The organism is Serinicoccus hydrothermalis, assembly GCF_001685415.1.
GTDB classification, from domain to species: Bacteria; Actinomycetota; Actinomycetes; order Actinomycetales; family Dermatophilaceae; genus Ornithinicoccus; species Ornithinicoccus hydrothermalis.
Map to the genome: position 1 here is coordinate 630,329 of NZ_CP014989.1, position 16,720 is coordinate 647,048.

Here is a 16,720-nt window from a genome sequence, read left to right on the forward strand (position 1 = left end):
CCTCCGCGACCGGGCCCCTGACTCAGCTCAGCCCGTGCCGGGTGAGGGGCCCGATGAGCTCGCGCTCCTCGTACGCGAGGTGGGAGAGCAGGGTGTCGGTGAGCAGGTCCAGCGAGCGCTGCACCCCCTCGAGGACCTCCTCCCCCGCGCGGCCGGTCCCGTCCTCGCTCACCAGCTGCACCAGCGCCCGGTCGAACTCGTCGAGGACGTCGTGGATGACCACGTGCTCCTCCTCCAGCCGGTCCAGCACCGGCGCCAGACCGGGCTCGCTGCGCCGCAGGTGCGGGAAGACGCTGCGGTCCTCCAGGGTGTGGTGCCCGGTGACGATCCGGCAGTAGGACTCGCAGTAGGCACCGAGGGTCCAGTTGTTCTGCCGCATCGTCATGGTGTTGATGACCGAGCGTGCGGCCCCGACGGTGAGGTGCCCGCGCCGCACCTGGTCGAGCACGTCGCGGACCTGGCCGAGCTCGGAGCGCAGCCCGTCGTGGATGTCGACGAGGTGCTGGGCCTGCTCCGGGTGCCGGCCGGCCTCGCCGTCCGGCGCGGTCGGGCGCGCGCCCTCGTCCCACGGCATCGAGGGCGAGAGGCGGGTCCCGTCGTCCGGGGTCGCGGCGACGGTATGCCGCACCTCGACGAACTCCTGCTCCGGCACGGCCTCCTCGGTCCCGGTGGCCACGCGCTCGGCTCCGTCGTCGGGCTCGGGCGCCGCGGCCCGCCGGGCGCGCTCGGCCTCGACCAGCTCGCGGGTCGCGGGGGCCACCTCGGCGGCATACCGGCGGACCATGTCCGGGTCGTCGGTCCCGAGGATGTAGGAGCTCATGCCGACCTCGAGGGTCAGCCCGGCGAGCTGCTCGGCCCAGTCCTGCGGGCGGCCGCGCAGGAAGCCGCTGCCGGTGCCGAAGGATCCGTTGACGTTGTAGATGCGGCGGACCGCGGCGGGCGGGCGGCCGGCCTCCAGCGCCGCCTCGTCGACCACGGCCGCGAGCCCGGCGAGGGCGGGCGGGTCGGCATACCCCATGCTCGGGACCCACCCGTCGGCGACGCGCCCGGTGAGGCGCAGCATGCGCGGCTTGTAGGCGCCGAGCCAGATGGGGATGCCGTGGGCCGGGACGGGGCCGGCGTGCAGACCCTTGGCGCGGTAGTGCTCGCCCTCGAAGCGCACCGTGCCCCCGGCCCAGAAGGCCCTGATGAGCTCGACCGCCTCGGCCAGCGCCCCGACCGCCTCCCCCGGCGTCCGGCGCGGGCCGCCCGCCGCGACGATGGCGTCCCAGAAGGCGCCGGCCCCGAGGCCGAGCTCGACCCGCCCGTCGGTGAGCAGGTCCAGCGAGGCGGCCGCCTTGGCCAGCACGACCGGCGGGCGCAGCGGCAGGCTGGCGACGTTGGGGGCGAGCCGGATCGTCGTGGTGCGCGCCCCGAGGACCGACAGCAGCGTCCAGGTGTCGAGGAAGGCGTCCTGGTAGGGGTGGTCCTGCACCGAGACGAGGTCGAGGCCCTCGACCTCGGCCAGGCTCACCAGGGAGAGCAGGTCGGGGATGCGGCGGGCGTCCGGCGTCGGGAAGACGCCGAACTCCAGCTGCTGGTCCAGGTCGGGCATCGTCGGCTCCTCGCTCGGTCAGCGCGGGGCGGCCGGGCGCAGCAGCGCCAGGCACTCCACGTGGTGGGTCATGGGGAAGGCGTCGAGCACCCGGAGCGCCTCCAGCTCCAGCCCGGCCTCGCGCGCGGTGGCGACGTCGCGGGCCAGCGCGGCCGGGTCGCACGCGACGTAGACCACCGCCCGCGGGCCTAGCGCGGCCAGGTCGCGCACCACCTCGGCACCCGCACCGCTGCGCGGCGGGTCGAGGACGACGAGGTCGACCCGCTCGTCCTCGGCGACCAGGCGGCCCAGGGCGCTCGCGGTGGGCTCGGCGACCGCCTCCGCCCAGGGGTATGCCCCGAGGTTGCGTCCCGCGGACCGGGTCGCCTCCTCGTCCGCCTCGACCGCGAGGACCCGTCCGTCGGGACCGACCGCCGCGGAGAGCGGCACGGCGAACAGCCCGACACCGGCATACAGGTCCAGGACGGAGTCCCCCGGTCGTGGGTCGAGCCAGTCCAGCACCTGCTCGGTGAAGGTGGCGGCGGCGCCGGGGTGCACCTGCCAGAAACCGCGGGCCGAGACGGTGAAGTCGTGCCCACCGACCCGCTCGGTGACCTCGGGGACCGGCCCGAGCGGCGCGGGGGGACGCCGGGAGCCGCGGCGGGAGGCCGGCCGCCCACCGCGTCCACCGCGCGGGCGACCCTGCCCCGGCGCCGCCAGGAGCACGACGACGGGCTCGCCGACCGCTGGGGCGACGACGTCGAGGGCGGTCACGACGTCCGCCCGGCGGGAGCGGTCGTGGGTCGCGGGCACCAGCGACGCGGGGTCGGTGAAGGCACCGGTGGCGGCCACGCCCGGCGCGGCGATGCGGCAGTCGTCGACGTCGACCACGTGGTGCGAGCGGTGCGCCCGGAGCCCGGAGACCGGCGGCCGGCCGGGGACGTGGTGCAGCGCCACCTCGACCCGGGTGCGCCAGCGCAGGCCGCGCTCGTCGCCGGGGACCGGCTCGCACACGAGGTCCGCTCCACCGCCGAGCCGGAGGATCTCCTCCTCGTCCAGGCCGGCGACCCGGGCGAGCTGCTCGGTGACGACCTGCGCCTTGAGCCGGCGCTGCGCGTCGAGGTCGGCGTGCTGCCAGTCGCACCCGCCGCAGCGTCCCGGGCCGGAGAACGGGCACGGCGGCTGCACGCGGTCCGGCGAGGCCTCGTGCACCGCGACGGCGTCGGCCCGCAGGAAGCGGCCGCCCCCGCCGGTGCCGGTGACCCGCACGCGCACCCGCTCACCGGGCAGGGCGTGCCGGACGAAGACGACGAGCCCGTCGTCGGCGTCGCCGACGCGGGCGACGCAGTGACCGCCGTGCGCCACCGGGCCGACGAGGAGGTCCAGCTCGTCGCCGACCACGGGCGTGGCGCCGGGCGCACCAGCCGTCGGCGCCGGCGCCACCTCAGCGGCCCTGGGTCGGGTCGATCGCCGCGGTCCCGCTCGAGGCGTCCTCCGGCTGCGCCTGCGTGCGGCCGGTCGCGAGCATCCAGCCCATGACGACGACGGCCAGCAGGTAGGCCGGCCAGCTCAGCAGGATCTTGGTCACGCCCAGCCAGGCCACCTGCTCGGTGAGGTAGAGCGGGAGCATGATGACGACCCGCAGCGCGAAGAGCGCGACGAGGACCCAGGTGAGGCGGGCGCAGACCGCGACGAGGCCGGGGTCGCGCCGCCAGGCCGTGGGCCGCTCGGCGAAGTCCGGGTCGCCCAGGGCGACGATGAAGCCGAGCAGCGGCCACCGGGTCACGATGGAGACCAGGGCGACCACGCCGTAGAGGCCGCTCACGAGGATCCCCGGGAGGAAGGCGTCCTGGGCCTCGCCGGAGCGCAGGGCGAAGAAGGCGGCGATGCCGGTGGCGAAGATCGCCGAGCCCAGGAAGCGCCACGACCCGCCCAGGAAGCCCCGGATGACGGTGAGGACCACGAGCAGCGCGGCCGCCGCGATCACCGCGGGCCGGACCGCGTCGGTGACGAGCCAGGTGGTGACGAAGGCGACCGTCGGCAGGGCGGTCTCCAGCGAGCCGTACCACCCGCCGAGGGCGTCGCTGATCCGGCGCCGGATGACCTGCTCGACGGTCTCCTCCGCCGTGCCGCCCGACCCGACCGCGGTGGCGTCGGGCTGCGGCTGCGGCTCGGGCTGGGGCTTCGGCTCGTCGCCGCTCATGTGAAGTCGGGGTTGCGCGGCGCCTTGGGTGCGTCCGTGGGCTCCGGCTGCGGGGTCGCGGGGGCACCGCCCCCGGTGGGCGCGTCCTCCCCGCCCCCGGCGGTCAGCCCGACGCCGGCGACCGCCGTGGCGTCGCTCGACCCGCCGGCCGAGGGCGCCTTGCGCACCGCGTCGGCCGCAGCCGCCCGGCGGGCCTGGTCCTGCTGCTCGCGGCGGGCCTCCGCCTCCTTGGCGACGGCCTCGGCGAAGCCCTTGGGCGGGGTCAGCGTGAGCACCTCGCGCGGCGGGCGCGGCTCGTCGCCACGGCTGACGACGATCCGGCGGACGAAGGCGAGGACGCCGCGGGCCTGGTTGTCGTCGCTGGCCGCAGGGCCGCCGATCACCACACGCAGGAACCACCGGGGTCCGTCGATCCCGACGAACCGGGCCGGCTGGTAGGCGACGCGTCCGTCCGGGGCGCGTCCGGGCATACGGGCGCGCAGCTCCTTGCCCATGCGCCCGTCCACCGCTTCGGCCGCCCCGCCGGAGTCGACCAGGCCGCGGGCGATCTCGGCGCGCAGCTCGTCCCAGATGCCCTCGCTGCGGGGCGCGGCGAAGACCTGCACCTGGGCCTGCGAGGCGCCGAAGCCGAGGGTCGCGCCGATGACCCGGCCGGAGTTCTGCTCGATGTCCAGCCGCAGCGACATCCCCTTGACCGAGGGCAGGCGCAGGGCGCCGAGGTCGATCCCGCTGTCCACCTCGGGCCACTCGGTGATGTCGTAGGGGCCGTCCTCGGCGCGCACCCAGTCGCGGTCGACGCCGGGCTCGCCCTCGGCCGGTTCGGGCCGGACGGCGGTCGCCTCGTCCTCGTCGAGCTCGAGGAGCTCGTCGTCGCTGAGCTGCTTGGTCTTGCGTCGGCCGAAGAGTGCCACGGGTGGCTCAGTCCTTCCGGGTCGGCCCGGCGGTGGCCGGGAGGGTGGTGGAGGTGCCGGTATGCCCGTGGCCGCCGGCGCCCCGCGCCGACTCCCCCAGGTCCTCGACCTCGGTGAAGACGGGACGGGCGACCTGCTGGAGGACGAGCTGGGCGATGCGGTCGCCCCGCTGCACCTCCACGGGCTCGCGCGCGTCGGTGTTGAGCAGGTTGACGAGGATCTCGCCGCGATAGCCGGAGTCGACGGTGCCCGGGGCGTTGACGATGGTCAGCCCGTGCCGGGCCGCGAGCCCGGAGCGCGGGTGGACGAAGGCGGCATACCCCTCGGGCACGGCGAGCGCCACCCCCGTGGCGACGAGCACCCGCTCCCCCGGGGCGATGCTGACGTCCTCGCGCGCGTGCAGGTCCACCCCGGCGTCGCCCGGCCGCGCCTGCGTGGGCACGGGCAGGCCCCCGTCCAGGCGTCGCAGCGCGACGGGGACGGTCTGGGGCTCGGGGGGCATGGTCATCGAGGGTAGCCGCCCGTCGGGCGGGGACGGTCCGCGACCGTCCCCGCCCGCGACGGCGTCGTGGTGCTGGTCAGGCCGCGCACTCCGTGCACACCGGCATCCCCCCGACCTCCTTGGCCAGCTGGCTGCGGTGGTGCACGAGGAAGCAGCGCGAGCAGGTGAACTCGTCCTGCTGCCGGGGCAGCACGTGCACCGACAGCTCCTCGTTGGACAGGTCCGCCCCCGGGAGCTCGAAGCCCTCGGCCTGCTCGGTCTCGTCGACGTCGACGCTGCCCGAGGACTTGTCGTTGCGTCGAGCCTTCAGCTCCTCGATCGAGTCCTCGTTGAGCTCGTCGTCGTTCTTGCGTGGTGCGTCGTAATCGGTCGCCATCTCGCCTCTCTTGCCTTCCCGCGTGGTCTCGTCGTCGTGAACGCCGCGACCACCGATTTTGTGCCCGCCGCCGGCGCTCGGTGCACATCCGCCGCGCGGGAGTATGCCTTATCGCCCGTGACCCGCGCGAGGCGGTATGCGACGGGCGGTCAGGAGCCCTGGCCGAGCCGGTCGATCTCGCCGCTCAGGAGAGGGTGGAGGGTCGGGTTGGCCGCCACGACGAGCTCGCTCGAGGGCGGGCGCGAGCCGCCGGGGCCGCTCACCACGCCGCCCGCCTCGGTGACGACGAGGCACCCCGCCGCGAGGTCCCACGGCTGCAGGTTGCTCTCCCAGTAGCCGTCCACCCGCCCGGCCGCGACGTGGCACAGGTCCAGCGCGGCCGCGCCCATGCGCCGCACGTCGCGCACGCGGGGCAGCAGGTCGGAGACGATCGCCGCCTGGGTCCGCCGGACCTCGCGGTCGTAGGAGAACCCGGTCGCGAGCAGGGCCGACTCCAACCGGGTCTGCGTGCCGACGGCGAGGGTCCGGGTGGTGCCGCGGCTGCGCACCCGGGCGCCGCCCCCGGCGTGCGCGTGGAAGATCTCGTCGGTCCGCGGGTTGATGACGGCTCCGGCCACCGGGGTCCAGGCCCCGGGCGTCGTCGGGTCGCCGAGGACGACCGCGACGGAGACGGCATACGAGGGGAGGTCGTAGAGGTAGTTGACGGTGCCGTCGATGGGGTCGAGCACCCAAGTGAGGCCGGTCGTGCCCGCCCCGAGGCCGCCCTCCTCGCCGAGGATGCCGTCACCCGGGCGGGCGGTGGCGAGCCGGTCGCGCAGCAGCGCCTCGGCGCGGGTGTCCATCTCGGTGACGACGTCGAGGTCGGTGCTCTTGGTGTGCGCGACGCCGAGCCCCTCCGGGCGCTCCTCCCGGATGAGCGTGCCGGTCTCCGCGGCGAGGTCCACCGCGAGCCGCTCCAGCTCCGCGCGCTGCTCGGCCGGCACCTGCCCGGGGTCGGGCGCCGTCGGGGCCTGCGGGGCAGAGGGCATCAGTCGCTCCCGCAGGCAGCCGGCTTCGCCTGGCGCAGGTTGGGGCAGCAGCCCGGCAGGCAGACCGCCGGGCGCGGCGCGTCGCCGGGCCACGTGGGCAGCTCGACCTCCTCCTCGCGGGCCTGGGTCGCCCGCTCCATCGCGAGGTCGACCAGGCCCATGACGAACTCGGTGTCGGTGCCGACCGTCGGGACGCGCAGCAGGTCCATCCCCAGCTCCTGCGCCGTCTCCGCGGCCTCGGTGTCGAGGTCGAAGACGACCTCCATGTGGTCGGAGACGAAGCCGATGGGGGCCAGCACGACGTCGCGGACGCCCCGGGAGGCGAGCTCGCGCAGGTGGTCGTTGACGTCCGGCTCCAGCCACGGCTGGCTCGGCGGGCCGGAGCGCGAGCAGTAGGTGAGGTCGTGCTCGACCTCGACGCCCAGGGTGGCGCGCACCTCGGCGGTGATCGCGGCCGCCAGCTCGGTGTGCTGGGTGGAGTAGAGGTTGCCCTCCTCGTCGCCCGGGCCGGAGGTGTCGTCCATGGAGTCCGGCAGCGAGTGGGTGACGAAGACGAGGTGCGGCGCCGCCCGACCCGGGCCGGCGTCGGCGTCCCCTTCACCGGCCTCCATCCGCTGGCGCACCGCCTCGGTGACGATGCGCGCGTTGGTGGCGGAGAAGCCCGGGTGGTTCCAGTACTGCCGCACCTTGTCGACGTGCACCTCGTGGCCCTCGGCGAGCAGCTCCTCCTGCGCGGCGGCGATGTCCTCGCGGTACTGCCGGCACGAGGAGTAGCACGAGTAGGCGCTGGTCGTGATGGACAGCAGCCGGGTCATGCCCTCGGCCGCCGCCTCGCGGAAGGCGTCGGCGAGGAAGGGCTCGGAGTTGCGGTTGCCGAAGAGGACGGGGACCGGCAGCTCGCGGCGCTCCAGCTCGGCCCGGATCGCCTCGATGAGCGCGCGGTTCTGGTCGTTGATCGGGCTCTTGCCCCCGAACTGGTAGTAGTGCTCGGCCACCTCCTCGAGCCGCTCGTCGGGGATCCCCCGGCCGCCGGTGACGCGGCGCAGGAAGGGCATGACCTCCTCGGGGCCCTCGGGTCCGCCGAAGGAGGTGAGCACGATGGCCTGGTAGGGGAAGAGGTCGTTCTCCTCAGTCTCCTCCAGGGACTCCTCGAGCTCGGCGACGACCTCGTCCTCGACGGAGGAGACGTCGTCGGGGCTGGCCGCCGGGTCGGCGACCCCGGGCTCGGCAGGCTCGCTCGGGTCGGTCACGGGGTTGCTCATGCTGCTTCTCCTCGGGAGGGGATGGGCGTCGGGGCGTTCAGGTCGAAGACGATGGCGGCGATCCGGATCCCCAGGACGAGGGCCACGGCGGACCAGACCACCACGAAGGACAGCTGCCCGAGCTCGGCCGCGACGACGACGATCGCGGCACCGAGCAGGGCGGGGACGGCATACAGGTCGCGGCGGAGCACCTCGGGCACCTGGCCGACGAGGACGTCGCGCACCACGCCGCCACCGACGGCGGTGATGCCGCCGACGAAGACCGCGGCGAGCGGCGGCGCCCCCAGGACCACCGCCTTGAGCGCGCCGGCCACGGCGAAGGTGGCCAGGCCGACGGCGTCGAGGTACTTCACCGACTCGCTGATCCGCTGCAGACGCAGCTTGGGCCGGTGCCGGGAGAGGTCGACGAAGAGGCCGTGGAAGGCGAAGACGACCAGGCCCGCGACGAGGACGGTGACGACGTACCAGGGGTTGCTGATGCCGGCCGGGGGGACGTCGCCGAGGAAGACGTCGCGGACGATGCCGCCGCCCAGGCCGCTGACCCAGGCGAGGACCGCGACGCCGAACAGGTCGAGCCGCGCGCGCACCGCGACGAGCCCCCCGGAGAGCGCGAAGACGAAGATGCCGACGAGATCGAGGGCGAGTCGCACATCGGCGGAAGCGGCGATCATGGCCCGTTCAGGGTATCCCGCGCGGCGTGCCCTCCCGCGCGCGGTCCGGGCGGGGTGGCACAGTGGTCAACCATGCAGCAGCTCCAGTTCGTCGAGCTCGACGAGGGTGGTCGTCTGGTCCTCACCGACGACGACGGGTCGCAGTATGCCGTGCGCGTCGACGACCGGCTGCGCGCCGCGCTGCGCCCCCGGTCGCGGCAGCCCGAGCAGGGGGTCAGCGGCCGTCGGGCGGCGAGCCCGCGCGACGTCCAGGCGATGATCCGGGCCGGGCAGCCGGCCGAGGACGTCGCCTCCTCGACGGGGTGGGACCTGGAGCGGGTGCGCCGCTTCGAGGGGCCGGTGCTCGCCGAGCGCGAGCACGTCGTGGGCCTGGCGCAGCGCGCGCCGGTGCGCGCGAGCGGCCGCACCGACGGGTCGCACACGCTGGACCGGCGGGTCCGGGAGCGGTTGCAGAGCCGGGGCGTGGACCTCACGGCGGTGTCCTGGGACGCCGCCCGGGGCGAGGCGCACGAGCCGTGGACGGTCATCGTCGCCTTCGGCGCGGGCGGCCGGGAGCGGCGCGCTGCCTGGCACTACGACGTGCGCGCGCGCTCGGTGGAGGCGCTCGACGACGAGGCACGCTGGCTGAGCGAGGACGAGCAGGCGCTCCCGGGCGGGCTGTCGGGGCACCCGCTGCTCGGCGGGCACGGGGAGGACGAGGCAGCGGCCGGCCTCATGGCCACGATGCGCGAGCGTCGGCAGCGCCGCGGGCGGCGCAGCCAGCCCGCCTCGCGGGCCGGCGCCGACGACCCGGGCCACCTGCCGGGCCAGCGCGACATGCCGGACGAGGTGCTGCCGCTGGAGGACCTGCCCTACGACCCCGACACCATGGGCGACCCGCCCGCGGCCCACCCCCGCGGGTCGGCAGCCGAGGCGCCCGCCCCGGTCGGCCTGGAGGACGAGCAGGTCGAGGACGCCGTCTCGGTCGAGCCGGAGCCCGAGGTGCTCGAGGAGCCGGACGTCGCCGAGACGTCCGAGACGCCCGAGGTGGTGCTCGAGCCGGAGCCCGAGCCCGAGCCGGTCTCGCCCGAGGAAGCCAAGCGCGCCGTCGGCCGGGGACGGGGCCGCAAGCGGCGCCGGCTGCGGCTGCCGAGCGTGGCACCGGCGCAGGACGACCTCGACGACGAGCCCGAGGGCAGCTTCGCCCGCACCCGGCACGACCCGCGCGAGGTCACCTTCGACGAGTTCTTCGGCGTCGAGGACGAGGACGACCTCGAGCCGGAGATCGAGCGGGAGCCGCAGGTCCGGGAGAGGGTCGTCGAGGAGAGCGTGGTCGACGACGTGACCGCCGAGGACCCGGTCGACGACGAGCCGGTGGAGGACGAGGTCGTCGAGGACGAGGTCGTCGAGCCGCTGGTCGACGACGAGCCGGAGCAGGAGGCCGAGGCGGAGATCGAGCCCGAGTCCGAGGCCGGTCAGCCGGTCGGTGAGCCGGAGGCGGACGCCGCCCCCGAGGACGACACGGCTGCTGAAGCCACCGCTGCGGACGAGGCTGCTGCCGACGAGGTCGCCGAGGAGCCGGCGAGCAAGCCGTCCGGGCGCAAGGGCCGGACCAGCGTCCCCAGCTGGGACGACATCATGTTCGGCTCGCGCCCTCCCCGCGACTGACGGGAGACGACTCGGGCGAGCCCGGCAGCGGGCAGAGGTCGAGGTCGAAGGGCAGCAGCTCCGGGGAGCTCGAGGCCGAGCGCGCTGCGGCGGAGTTCATGCGGCGCATGTAGTGCCGGCGGCAGAGCACCTCGTACTCCACCACCGGTACACGGGCGCCGCCCTCCACGTCGCCGTCGGTGCCGTCGCCGTCGCTGCCCGCTCCCCCGACGTCGCCGACGACCACCTGCTCCCCCTCGACGACCATGTGGCCGTCGACGACGCGGGCATTGACGGTGGCCGGCTTGCCGCACCAGCACAGGGCGCGCACCTGCAGCTGCTCGGTGCGGTCCGCGAGCTCGATGAGGCGGCGGGAGCCGGGGAAGAGCTCGGTGCGGAAGTCGGCGGTGATGCCGAAGGCATACACGTCGATGCCCATCTCGTCGACCAACCGGGCCAGCTGCTCCACCTGCTCGGGCCGGTAGAACTGCGCCTCGTCGCAGATGACGTAGTCGACGGCGCGGCCGTTGGTGCGCTGGCGGACGACGAGCTCCCAGAAGTCGAGGTCGTCGCCGACCTCGAGGGCGTCCTTGGCCAGGCCGAGCCGGGAGGAGACGACCGCCGCCCCGGAGCGGTCGTGCTGGGTGAAGAGCAGGCCGCGGCGACCGCGCTGGTGGTGGGTGTGGTTCATCTGCAGCGCGAGGGTGGACTTGCCGCAGTCCATCGTTCCGGTGAAGAAGACGAGCTCGGCCACCCCGGCAGTCTACGGACCGGCGAGGGCCGCGCCGGGAGGGGTCAGGTGGTCGCGACGAGCAGCGGGATGGCGGTCTCGGCGTCGGTGATGGAGCCGTGGTGGCCGCGCAGGCGCAGCACCTCCGGCCGCAGCAGCCGCGAGTCCAGGAGCGTGGCGTGGCCGAGCATGGCGACGACGACCTCGCCGATGCGGGAGGCATACCCCTCGCGCACCGGGCCGAACCAGCCGGCCTCGACCGCCTCCTCCCGGGTGAGCACGATCGCGCTCTCCCCCAGCTCCTCCCGCCAGGTCGCGACGACGTCGTCGAGCGCGCCCGGGCGGCACCAGGCCTGCGGCGCCCGCGGCTCCCCGGCCAGCAGCGCCACCCCCTCGTCGAGCACCGGCTCGAGCGCGATGTCCCGGCGCAGGTCGTGCGGCGCCTCGATCATCCCGTGGTCGGCGGTGACGAGCACCGTCGTGCCCGAGGGAAGACGGGCGAGCAGCCCGGCGAGCCAGGTGTCGAAGACCTCGACCGCCTCGCCCCACTCCAGCGAGTCCGGACCGTGCACGTGGCCGGCCTTGTCGATCTCGTCCCAGTAGGCATACACCAGGGCCCGGCCGCGCCGGCCCGCCTGCATGAGGGTCTGGAGCACCCCGCTGGTGCGCTCGTCGTGGTCGCCGGCACCGACGAAGCCGCCACCGCGCAGGGAGGCGCGGGTGAGGCCGGAGCCGGAGAAGGTCGGCTGCGACACCGAGGTCATGGAGATGTCGCGCCGGGTCGCGTGCTGGAGCAGCGTGGGCAGCGGCTGGTGGGTGTGAGGGTCGGGCCCGTCCTTCCACGCGAGGTGGCTGAACAGCCTTCCCCGGTAGTTCGTCTGCCAGCCGACGATGCCGTGCCCGCCCGGCAGGTGGCCGGTCCCGAGGCTGGTGAGGCTGGAGGCGGTCGTGGACGGGAAGCCGCAGGCGAAGTCCTCCGCGCCCTGCGGCGTGGCCAGGGTGCGCAGGGTGCGCGCGTGCCCGCTGCGCCGCTCCAGCTGGCGGGCACCGAGCCCGTCGGCGAGCACGACGACGACGCGGCGGGTCGGCTCCAGCGACCAGGTCGCGGGGGCGACGCCCTCGGGCAGGTCGTCCACGCCCAGGGCCGCGAGCGCGCCGGGCAGCACCGAGGCCAGGCCCGACCCCGGCGCCGGCGGCTGGTATGCCTCTGCGTCCCGGGCGATCACCGGTCTCAGTGACCCAGCCTCGCCGAGAGCTCGCTGGCGAAGAGCAGCGTCTGCTCCAGCCGCTGCTCGCCGTGGGTCTCCGTGGCGACGCGCAGCGAGATGTCGTCGCTGGAGACGGTGCCCTCGTAGCCGTGGTCGCCCTCGCACTGCGGGTCCTCGCAGATCGCGGGCAGCAGGTCGACCCGGGAGACGGCGCCCCAGCCGAGGGTGAGGGTGACGCCGCGCCCGCCCAGGCCCCCGTCATACCGCTCCGGGTCGGGGACGGTGTGGGTGAGCATGACCCCGCGGACCGAGCGCAGCGGGACCGTCTCGGTGGTGGCGGTCGCCATCCGCTGGCCCTCGGGGCCCTCGTGGTCGTCGGCGTGCGCGATGACCAGGCGGCGATCGGTGAGGACCAGGACGGTGAGGTGGTTGCGCACGGCCATCTCGTCGAACGTCGTCTCGTCGTGGACGAGGTGCGTCACCACCGTGTCACGCCCGACGGCGGTGACGATGACGTCGTGCACGACCGCCGGCAGGTAGCCCGCCGCCTGGATGTCGGCGACGAGCGACTCGGGCAGGGACGACCTCGTACGACGGACCATGGGGCCATCGTCTCAGACGTCGGCGAGCAGCGTCCGCCGCTCGGCGTCGGCCCGGGTCGGGGCAGGGGCGACCCGCACGCTGGCGCCGAGCACCTCCACCCCCTCCTGGTGGGCCAGCACCGGGTTGAGCCGCACGTGCGCCAGCTGCGGGTGGTCGTCGGCGAGCACGCTCACCCGGGCGATGAGGTCGTGCAGCGCGGCGTGGTCGACCGGCATGGCGCCGCGGTAGCCGTCGAGCATCGGCGCGGCCTTGATCGAGGACACCATCTCGGTGATGTCGACGTCGGTCAGCGGCGGGAAGCGCAGCGCCTCGTCGCCGAGCAGGTCGATCGGCAGCCCGGCCACCCCGAAGCCGACGACCGGCCCGAAGAGCGGGTCCTCGGCCGAGTTGACCTCGACGCTCACCCCCGAGGGCGCCATCTGCTGCACCGCGATGCCCTCGACGCCGATCGGCTCCAGCTGCCCCGCGAGGTCGAGGTATGCCTCCCGCACCGCCTCCGGGCTGCGCAACGAGAACCGCACCCACCCCTGCCCGGGCTGGTGCTGCAGCAGCGGGGAGGTCGCCTTGAGCACCACGCCGTCGAACCGGTCGGCCACCTCGACCGCCTCGTCGGCGGAGCCGACCGGGACGCGCGGCCACACGTGGATGCCGTAGGCGGCGAGCAGCGCGGTGGCCTCCTCGGGCTCCAGCTCGGTCCCGCGGGGCGAGCGGGCGAGCGCCGCGTCGAGGATCTCGCCGGCCGCGGCGCGGCGCACCCCCTCCAGGCGCACCCGCTCGCCGTGGTCGCGGCGGCGCCACTGGGCATACCGGACGGCGGCGGCCAGGGCGCGGACCGCGTCCTCGGGCATGGGGTAGGACGGGACGCCGGCCCCCGGGGTGACCCCGCGCATCCCGACGAAGGTCGCCACGCACGGCTTCACGTGCCCCTCGGCGGCCGCGGACACCGCCTGGACCACCTCGGGGTCGATGTCGGCGATCGGGGGGACGAAGCAGGCGATGAGGGCGTCGACGGCCTCGTCGGCGAGCGCGGCGTCCGCGACCTCGCGGAACTGCTCGGTGAGCGCCTCGGCGGGGACGGTGACCGGGCCGTGGGTGACCTGCAGCCCCCGGGCGGAGGCCGCGTCGGCGGCCAGCGAGCCCAGCGCGTCGTTGTTGCTCACCACCGCGACCCGCTCCCCCCGGGGCAGCGGCTGGTTGAGCACGAGCTGGGCGACGTCGAAGAGCTGGTGGGCGTTGTCGACCCGGATGACCCCGGACTGGCGCAGCATCTGGCCGAAGGTCTCCGGCCGCTCGTGGGTGAGGCGCACGCGGTGCCCCTGGGGGATCGCGTGCTGGCCGATGCCGGACTTCACCACGACGACCGGCTTGGTCATGGCGAGCTTGCGGGCGATGCGGGTGAACTTGCGCGGGTTGCCCATGGTCTCGAGGTAGAGGCCGACGGCGGTGGTGCTGTCGTCGTCGGTCCAGTACTGCATGAGGTCGTTGCCGGAGATGTCGACCCGGTTGCCGGCCGAGGCGAAGGTCGACAGGCCCAGGCCCCGCCGGCGGGCGGAGTTGAGCAGCGCGATGCCCAGGCCGCCGGACTGGCTGAACAGCCCGAGGCTGCCGAAGGGCGGCAGCTGGTCGGCCGAGGCGATGGAGGCGTTGAGCCGGATCTGCGGGTCGTTGTTGATGAGCCCGAAGCTCGTCGGCCCGAGCACTCGCATCCCGTGGTGACGGGCGCGGACCAGGAGCTGGCGCTGCAGCGCCCGGCCCTCGGTGCCGGCCTCGGCGAAGCCCTCGGAGGCGACGACGAGGGCCTTGGCCCCGGCGTCGGCGCACTCGTCGACGATGCCGAGGACCTCCTCGGCCACGACCGCGACGACGGCGAGGTCGATCCCGCCCTCGATGTCGCGGACCGAGGCGACGGCGGGGTGGCCGTTGATGAGGGTGCCGGGCTCGGCCGCGTTGTTGACCGGGTAGACGCGGCCGGTGAAGCCACCGGCGACGATGTCGTCGAAGAAGGCCCGCCCGATGGTCGCCGGGCGGCGGCTCACGCCCACCACGGCCACCGACTCGGGGTGCAGGACGGCGCTCATCGAGCGCACCTCGGACCGGTGCTCGCGGGACATCCGCACCGCCCGCGACTCCTCGGTCGGCTCGATGTCGAAGGCCACCGCGATGACGCCGTCGTCGAACTCGTGCGAGACCTCGAAGCCGGCGTCGCGGAAGACGCCGATCATCTTGCGGTTCTGCGGCAGCACGTCGGCCACGAAGCGGGTCACCCCGCCCTCCCGGCCGATGTCGGCGAGGTGCTCGAGCAGGACCGAGCCGATGCCGCGGCCCTGGTGGTGGTCGGAGACGTTGAAGGCGACCTCGGCGACGCTGCCGCCCTCCCGGATCCGGTCGTAGCGGCCGATGCCCACGAGGTCGTCACGGACATACATCACCAGCGCCACGCGGTCGGAGTAGTCCACGTGGGTGAAGCGGTGCACGTCCTTGTCCGAGAGCCGCTTGATGGGCGCGAAGAAGCGCAGGTAGATCGACTGCTCGGACTGCGCCGCGTGGAAGCGGTGGATCGCCTCGGTGTCGTCGGGGCGGATCGGGCGGACGTGGGCGACCCTGCCGTCGGAGAGCACGACGTCGGCCTCCCACTCGCGGGGATAGCCCGGTGGCAGCACGTCGGCCTCGCTCATGCGCCCCATCATCCCACCGTCGGCCGACACCGCCCCCGGACCTCGTGAGCGCGACGTGTCGGAACGACGACCGTAGGCTGGTGGGGGACCGAGCCCGCCGTGCCGACCACCGAACGAGGATGTCGTATGCGCCGCCAGCCCGCCCGCCGTCCCTTTCTCCTCCCCCTGTGCCTGGCCGGCGTGGTCGTGAGCGGGTGCTCGACCGCCGGCAGCGGCGGCCCGGCAGAGGGTGGGGAGGGTGAGACGCAGCAGACCCTCGCCGCCGAGTCCGCGGCCGCCGGGTCCTCCGGCTTCGTCGTCGAGGAGGTCGACCAGTTCGCCGAGCCCTGGGCCATGGCCTTCCTGCCGGGCAGCGAGGACCTGCTCGTCACCGAGCGGAGCGGGGAGCTGCACCTGCGGCCGGCCGACGGGGGCGAGCGCATACCGGTGGAAGGGGTGCCCGAGGTGGTCCACGAGGGCCAGGGCGGACTGGGCGACGTGCTGCCCGGGCCCGACTTCGCGCAGGACCAGGTCGTCTACCTCAGCTGGGTCGAGGCCGGGGACGGCGGCACCGGTGCCGTGGTCGGCCGCGCCCGGCTCGTGCAGGACGGCGGCAGTGCCGCGCTGGAGGACCTGGAGGTCATCTGGCAGCAGACGCCGAAGGTGGACGGGACGGGGCACTTCTCGCACCGGCTCGCGCTCGACCCGGACGGGGAGCACCTCTTCGTCAGCTCCGGCGACCGGCAGCAGATGGACCCCGCCCAGGACACCAGCAACACCCTGGGCACCGTCGTGCGGCTCACCCTCGACGGCGAGGCTGCCCCCGGCAACCCGCTCGAGGACGAGGGCGGGGTCACGGCGCAGATCTGGAGCTGGGGGCACCGCAACCCGCTGGGCCTGGAGTTCGGCCCGGACGGCACCCTGTGGTCCTCGGAGATGGGTCCGGAGGGCGGGGACGAGCTCAACGTCGTCGAGGCGGGCGGCAACTACGGCTGGCCCGAGGTGTCCGACGGCAACCACTACGACGGCGGCGAGATCCCCGACCACGCGGAGGGCGACGGCTTCGTCGCGCCGGTGACGTCGTGGGTCCCGAGCATCTCGCCGGGCAGCCTGCTCATCTATTCCGGCGAGATGTTCCCGCAGTGGCAGGGTGACGCCCTGCTCGGGGCGCTGTCCGGGCAGGCGCTGGTGCGGGTCGACCTCGAGGACGGGCAGGCGCAGGGCAGCGAGACCTTCGACCTGGGGCAGCGGATCCGGGCGGTCGAGCAGGGACCGGACGGCGCGGTCTGGCTGCTCGAGGACGCGGGCAGCGGGCGGCTGCTCCGGCTCACCCCCGAGGAGGCCTGAGGGGCCGCTGCGGCAGGATCGGGCGG

At 74.8% G+C, this 16,720-nt stretch carries 15 protein-coding genes; 2 read left to right on the forward strand and 13 right to left on the reverse strand.

All coding sequences use genetic code 11. The annotated features are described in order from the left end of the window. Positions 1-22 precede the first annotated feature (22 nt). From SGUI_RS02970 to SGUI_RS03010, 9 genes are all read right to left on the reverse strand, one after another. Positions 23-1,594, reverse strand: a complete 1,572-nt coding sequence (locus tag SGUI_RS02970; RefSeq protein ID WP_066636055.1) for an LLM class flavin-dependent oxidoreductase — start codon at positions 1,592-1,594, stop codon at positions 23-25. Positions 1,595-1,612: 18 nt separating this feature from the next. Beyond that, positions 1,613-3,016, reverse strand: coding sequence for a class I SAM-dependent RNA methyltransferase (locus SGUI_RS02975; protein WP_191090938.1), 1,404 nt, complete (start codon positions 3,014-3,016; stop codon positions 1,613-1,615). A 1-nt stretch (position 3,017) separates the two neighbouring features. Beyond that, the gene (locus SGUI_RS02980; protein WP_083190457.1) at positions 3,018-3,776 is read right to left on the reverse strand and encodes a DUF3159 domain-containing protein; all 759 of its coding nucleotides are present in this window, start codon (positions 3,774-3,776) and stop codon (positions 3,018-3,020) included. Continuing rightward, the gene (locus SGUI_RS02985) at positions 3,773-4,687 is read right to left on the reverse strand and encodes a DUF3710 domain-containing protein (RefSeq protein WP_066636057.1); all 915 of its coding nucleotides are present in this window, start codon (positions 4,685-4,687) and stop codon (positions 3,773-3,775) included. The genes SGUI_RS02980 and SGUI_RS02985 overlap by 4 nt, the downstream gene beginning before the upstream one ends. A gap of 7 nt (positions 4,688-4,694) precedes the next feature. Further along, positions 4,695-5,195: a dUTP diphosphatase gene (dut, locus tag SGUI_RS02990; RefSeq protein WP_066636068.1), complete on the reverse strand. Its 501-nt coding sequence runs from the start codon at positions 5,193-5,195 to the stop codon at positions 4,695-4,697. A gap of 70 nt (positions 5,196-5,265) precedes the next feature. Beyond that, positions 5,266-5,565, reverse strand: coding sequence for a DUF4193 domain-containing protein (locus tag SGUI_RS02995; protein WP_066636069.1), 300 nt, complete (start codon positions 5,563-5,565; stop codon positions 5,266-5,268). 149 nt (positions 5,566-5,714) lie between these two features. After that, a complete protein-coding gene (locus tag SGUI_RS03000) occupies positions 5,715-6,593 on the reverse strand; it encodes an inositol monophosphatase family protein (RefSeq protein WP_066636070.1) in 879 nt (292 codons plus the stop codon). Then, positions 6,593-7,855 carry a ferrochelatase gene (locus tag SGUI_RS03005; protein WP_083190459.1) on the reverse strand — a complete coding sequence of 421 codons (1,263 nt, stop codon included), beginning with the start codon at positions 7,853-7,855 and terminating at the stop codon, positions 6,593-6,595. Before SGUI_RS03005 ends, SGUI_RS03000 begins: the two co-directional genes overlap by 1 nt. Next, on the reverse strand, positions 7,852-8,526 hold the full coding sequence (locus tag SGUI_RS03010; RefSeq protein WP_066636071.1) for a trimeric intracellular cation channel family protein: 675 nt from the start codon (positions 8,524-8,526) through the stop codon (positions 7,852-7,854). The genes SGUI_RS03005 and SGUI_RS03010 overlap by 4 nt, the downstream gene beginning before the upstream one ends. Positions 8,527-8,598: 72 nt before the next feature. Here SGUI_RS03010 and sepH point away from each other — a divergent pair, with 72 nt between their 5' ends. Next, positions 8,599-10,173: a septation protein SepH gene (sepH, locus tag SGUI_RS03015; protein WP_066636073.1), complete on the forward strand. Its 1,575-nt coding sequence runs from the start codon at positions 8,599-8,601 to the stop codon at positions 10,171-10,173. Here sepH and SGUI_RS03020 read toward each other — a convergent pair. The 4 genes from SGUI_RS03020 to SGUI_RS03035 are packed head-to-tail and all read right to left on the reverse strand — an operon-like array spanning position 10,142 to position 15,368. Further along, positions 10,142-10,906, reverse strand: a complete 765-nt coding sequence (locus SGUI_RS03020; RefSeq protein WP_066636076.1) for a thymidine kinase — start codon at positions 10,904-10,906, stop codon at positions 10,142-10,144. The two genes, sepH and SGUI_RS03020, sit on opposite strands and share 32 nt — an antisense overlap. A gap of 41 nt (positions 10,907-10,947) precedes the next feature. After that, the gene (locus SGUI_RS03025) at positions 10,948-12,108 is read right to left on the reverse strand and encodes an alkaline phosphatase family protein (protein WP_157621704.1); all 1,161 of its coding nucleotides are present in this window, start codon (positions 12,106-12,108) and stop codon (positions 10,948-10,950) included. Between the two features lie 5 nt (positions 12,109-12,113). Further along, complete coding sequence (locus tag SGUI_RS17305; RefSeq protein ID WP_066636079.1) at positions 12,114-12,692, reverse strand: DUF5998 family protein; 579 nt, start codon at positions 12,690-12,692, stop codon at positions 12,114-12,116. Positions 12,693-12,704: 12 nt separating this feature from the next. Further along, a complete protein-coding gene (locus SGUI_RS03035; protein ID WP_066642668.1) occupies positions 12,705-15,368 on the reverse strand; it encodes a bifunctional acetate--CoA ligase family protein/GNAT family N-acetyltransferase in 2,664 nt (887 codons plus the stop codon). A 126-nt stretch (positions 15,369-15,494) separates the two neighbouring features. Here SGUI_RS03035 and SGUI_RS03040 point away from each other — a divergent pair, with 126 nt between their 5' ends. After that, on the forward strand, positions 15,495-16,694 hold the full coding sequence (locus SGUI_RS03040) for a PQQ-dependent sugar dehydrogenase (protein WP_066636082.1): 1,200 nt from the start codon (positions 15,495-15,497) through the stop codon (positions 16,692-16,694). Positions 16,695-16,720 lie beyond the last annotated feature (26 nt).

What these genes read in the sequence shown, in the direction of transcription:
- SGUI_RS03040 (WP_066636082.1), top strand. Translation starts at nt 15,495, where the DNA reads ATGCGCCGCCAGCCCGCCCGCCGTCCCTTTCTCCTCCCCCTGTGCCTG.
- SGUI_RS17305 (WP_066636079.1), bottom strand. Translation starts at nt 12,692, where the DNA reads ATGGTCCGTCGTACGAGGTCGTCCCTGCCCGAGTCGCTCGTCGCCGAC.
- SGUI_RS03005 (WP_083190459.1), bottom strand. Translation starts at nt 7,855, where the DNA reads ATGAGCAACCCCGTGACCGACCCGAGCGAGCCTGCCGAGCCCGGGGTC.
- SGUI_RS03010 (WP_066636071.1), bottom strand. Translation starts at nt 8,526, where the DNA reads ATGATCGCCGCTTCCGCCGATGTGCGACTCGCCCTCGATCTCGTCGGC.
- SGUI_RS03035 (WP_066642668.1), bottom strand. Translation starts at nt 15,368, where the DNA reads ATGAGCGAGGCCGACGTGCTGCCACCGGGCTATCCCCGCGAGTGGGAG.
- sepH (WP_066636073.1), top strand. Translation starts at nt 8,599, where the DNA reads ATGCAGCAGCTCCAGTTCGTCGAGCTCGACGAGGGTGGTCGTCTGGTC.
- SGUI_RS02980 (WP_083190457.1), bottom strand. Translation starts at nt 3,776, where the DNA reads ATGAGCGGCGACGAGCCGAAGCCCCAGCCCGAGCCGCAGCCGCAGCCC.
- SGUI_RS03000 (WP_066636070.1), bottom strand. Translation starts at nt 6,593, where the DNA reads ATGCCCTCTGCCCCGCAGGCCCCGACGGCGCCCGACCCCGGGCAGGTG.
- SGUI_RS02995 (WP_066636069.1), bottom strand. Translation starts at nt 5,565, where the DNA reads ATGGCGACCGATTACGACGCACCACGCAAGAACGACGACGAGCTCAAC.
- SGUI_RS02970 (WP_066636055.1), bottom strand. Translation starts at nt 1,594, where the DNA reads ATGCCCGACCTGGACCAGCAGCTGGAGTTCGGCGTCTTCCCGACGCCG.
- dut (WP_066636068.1), bottom strand. Translation starts at nt 5,195, where the DNA reads ATGACCATGCCCCCCGAGCCCCAGACCGTCCCCGTCGCGCTGCGACGC.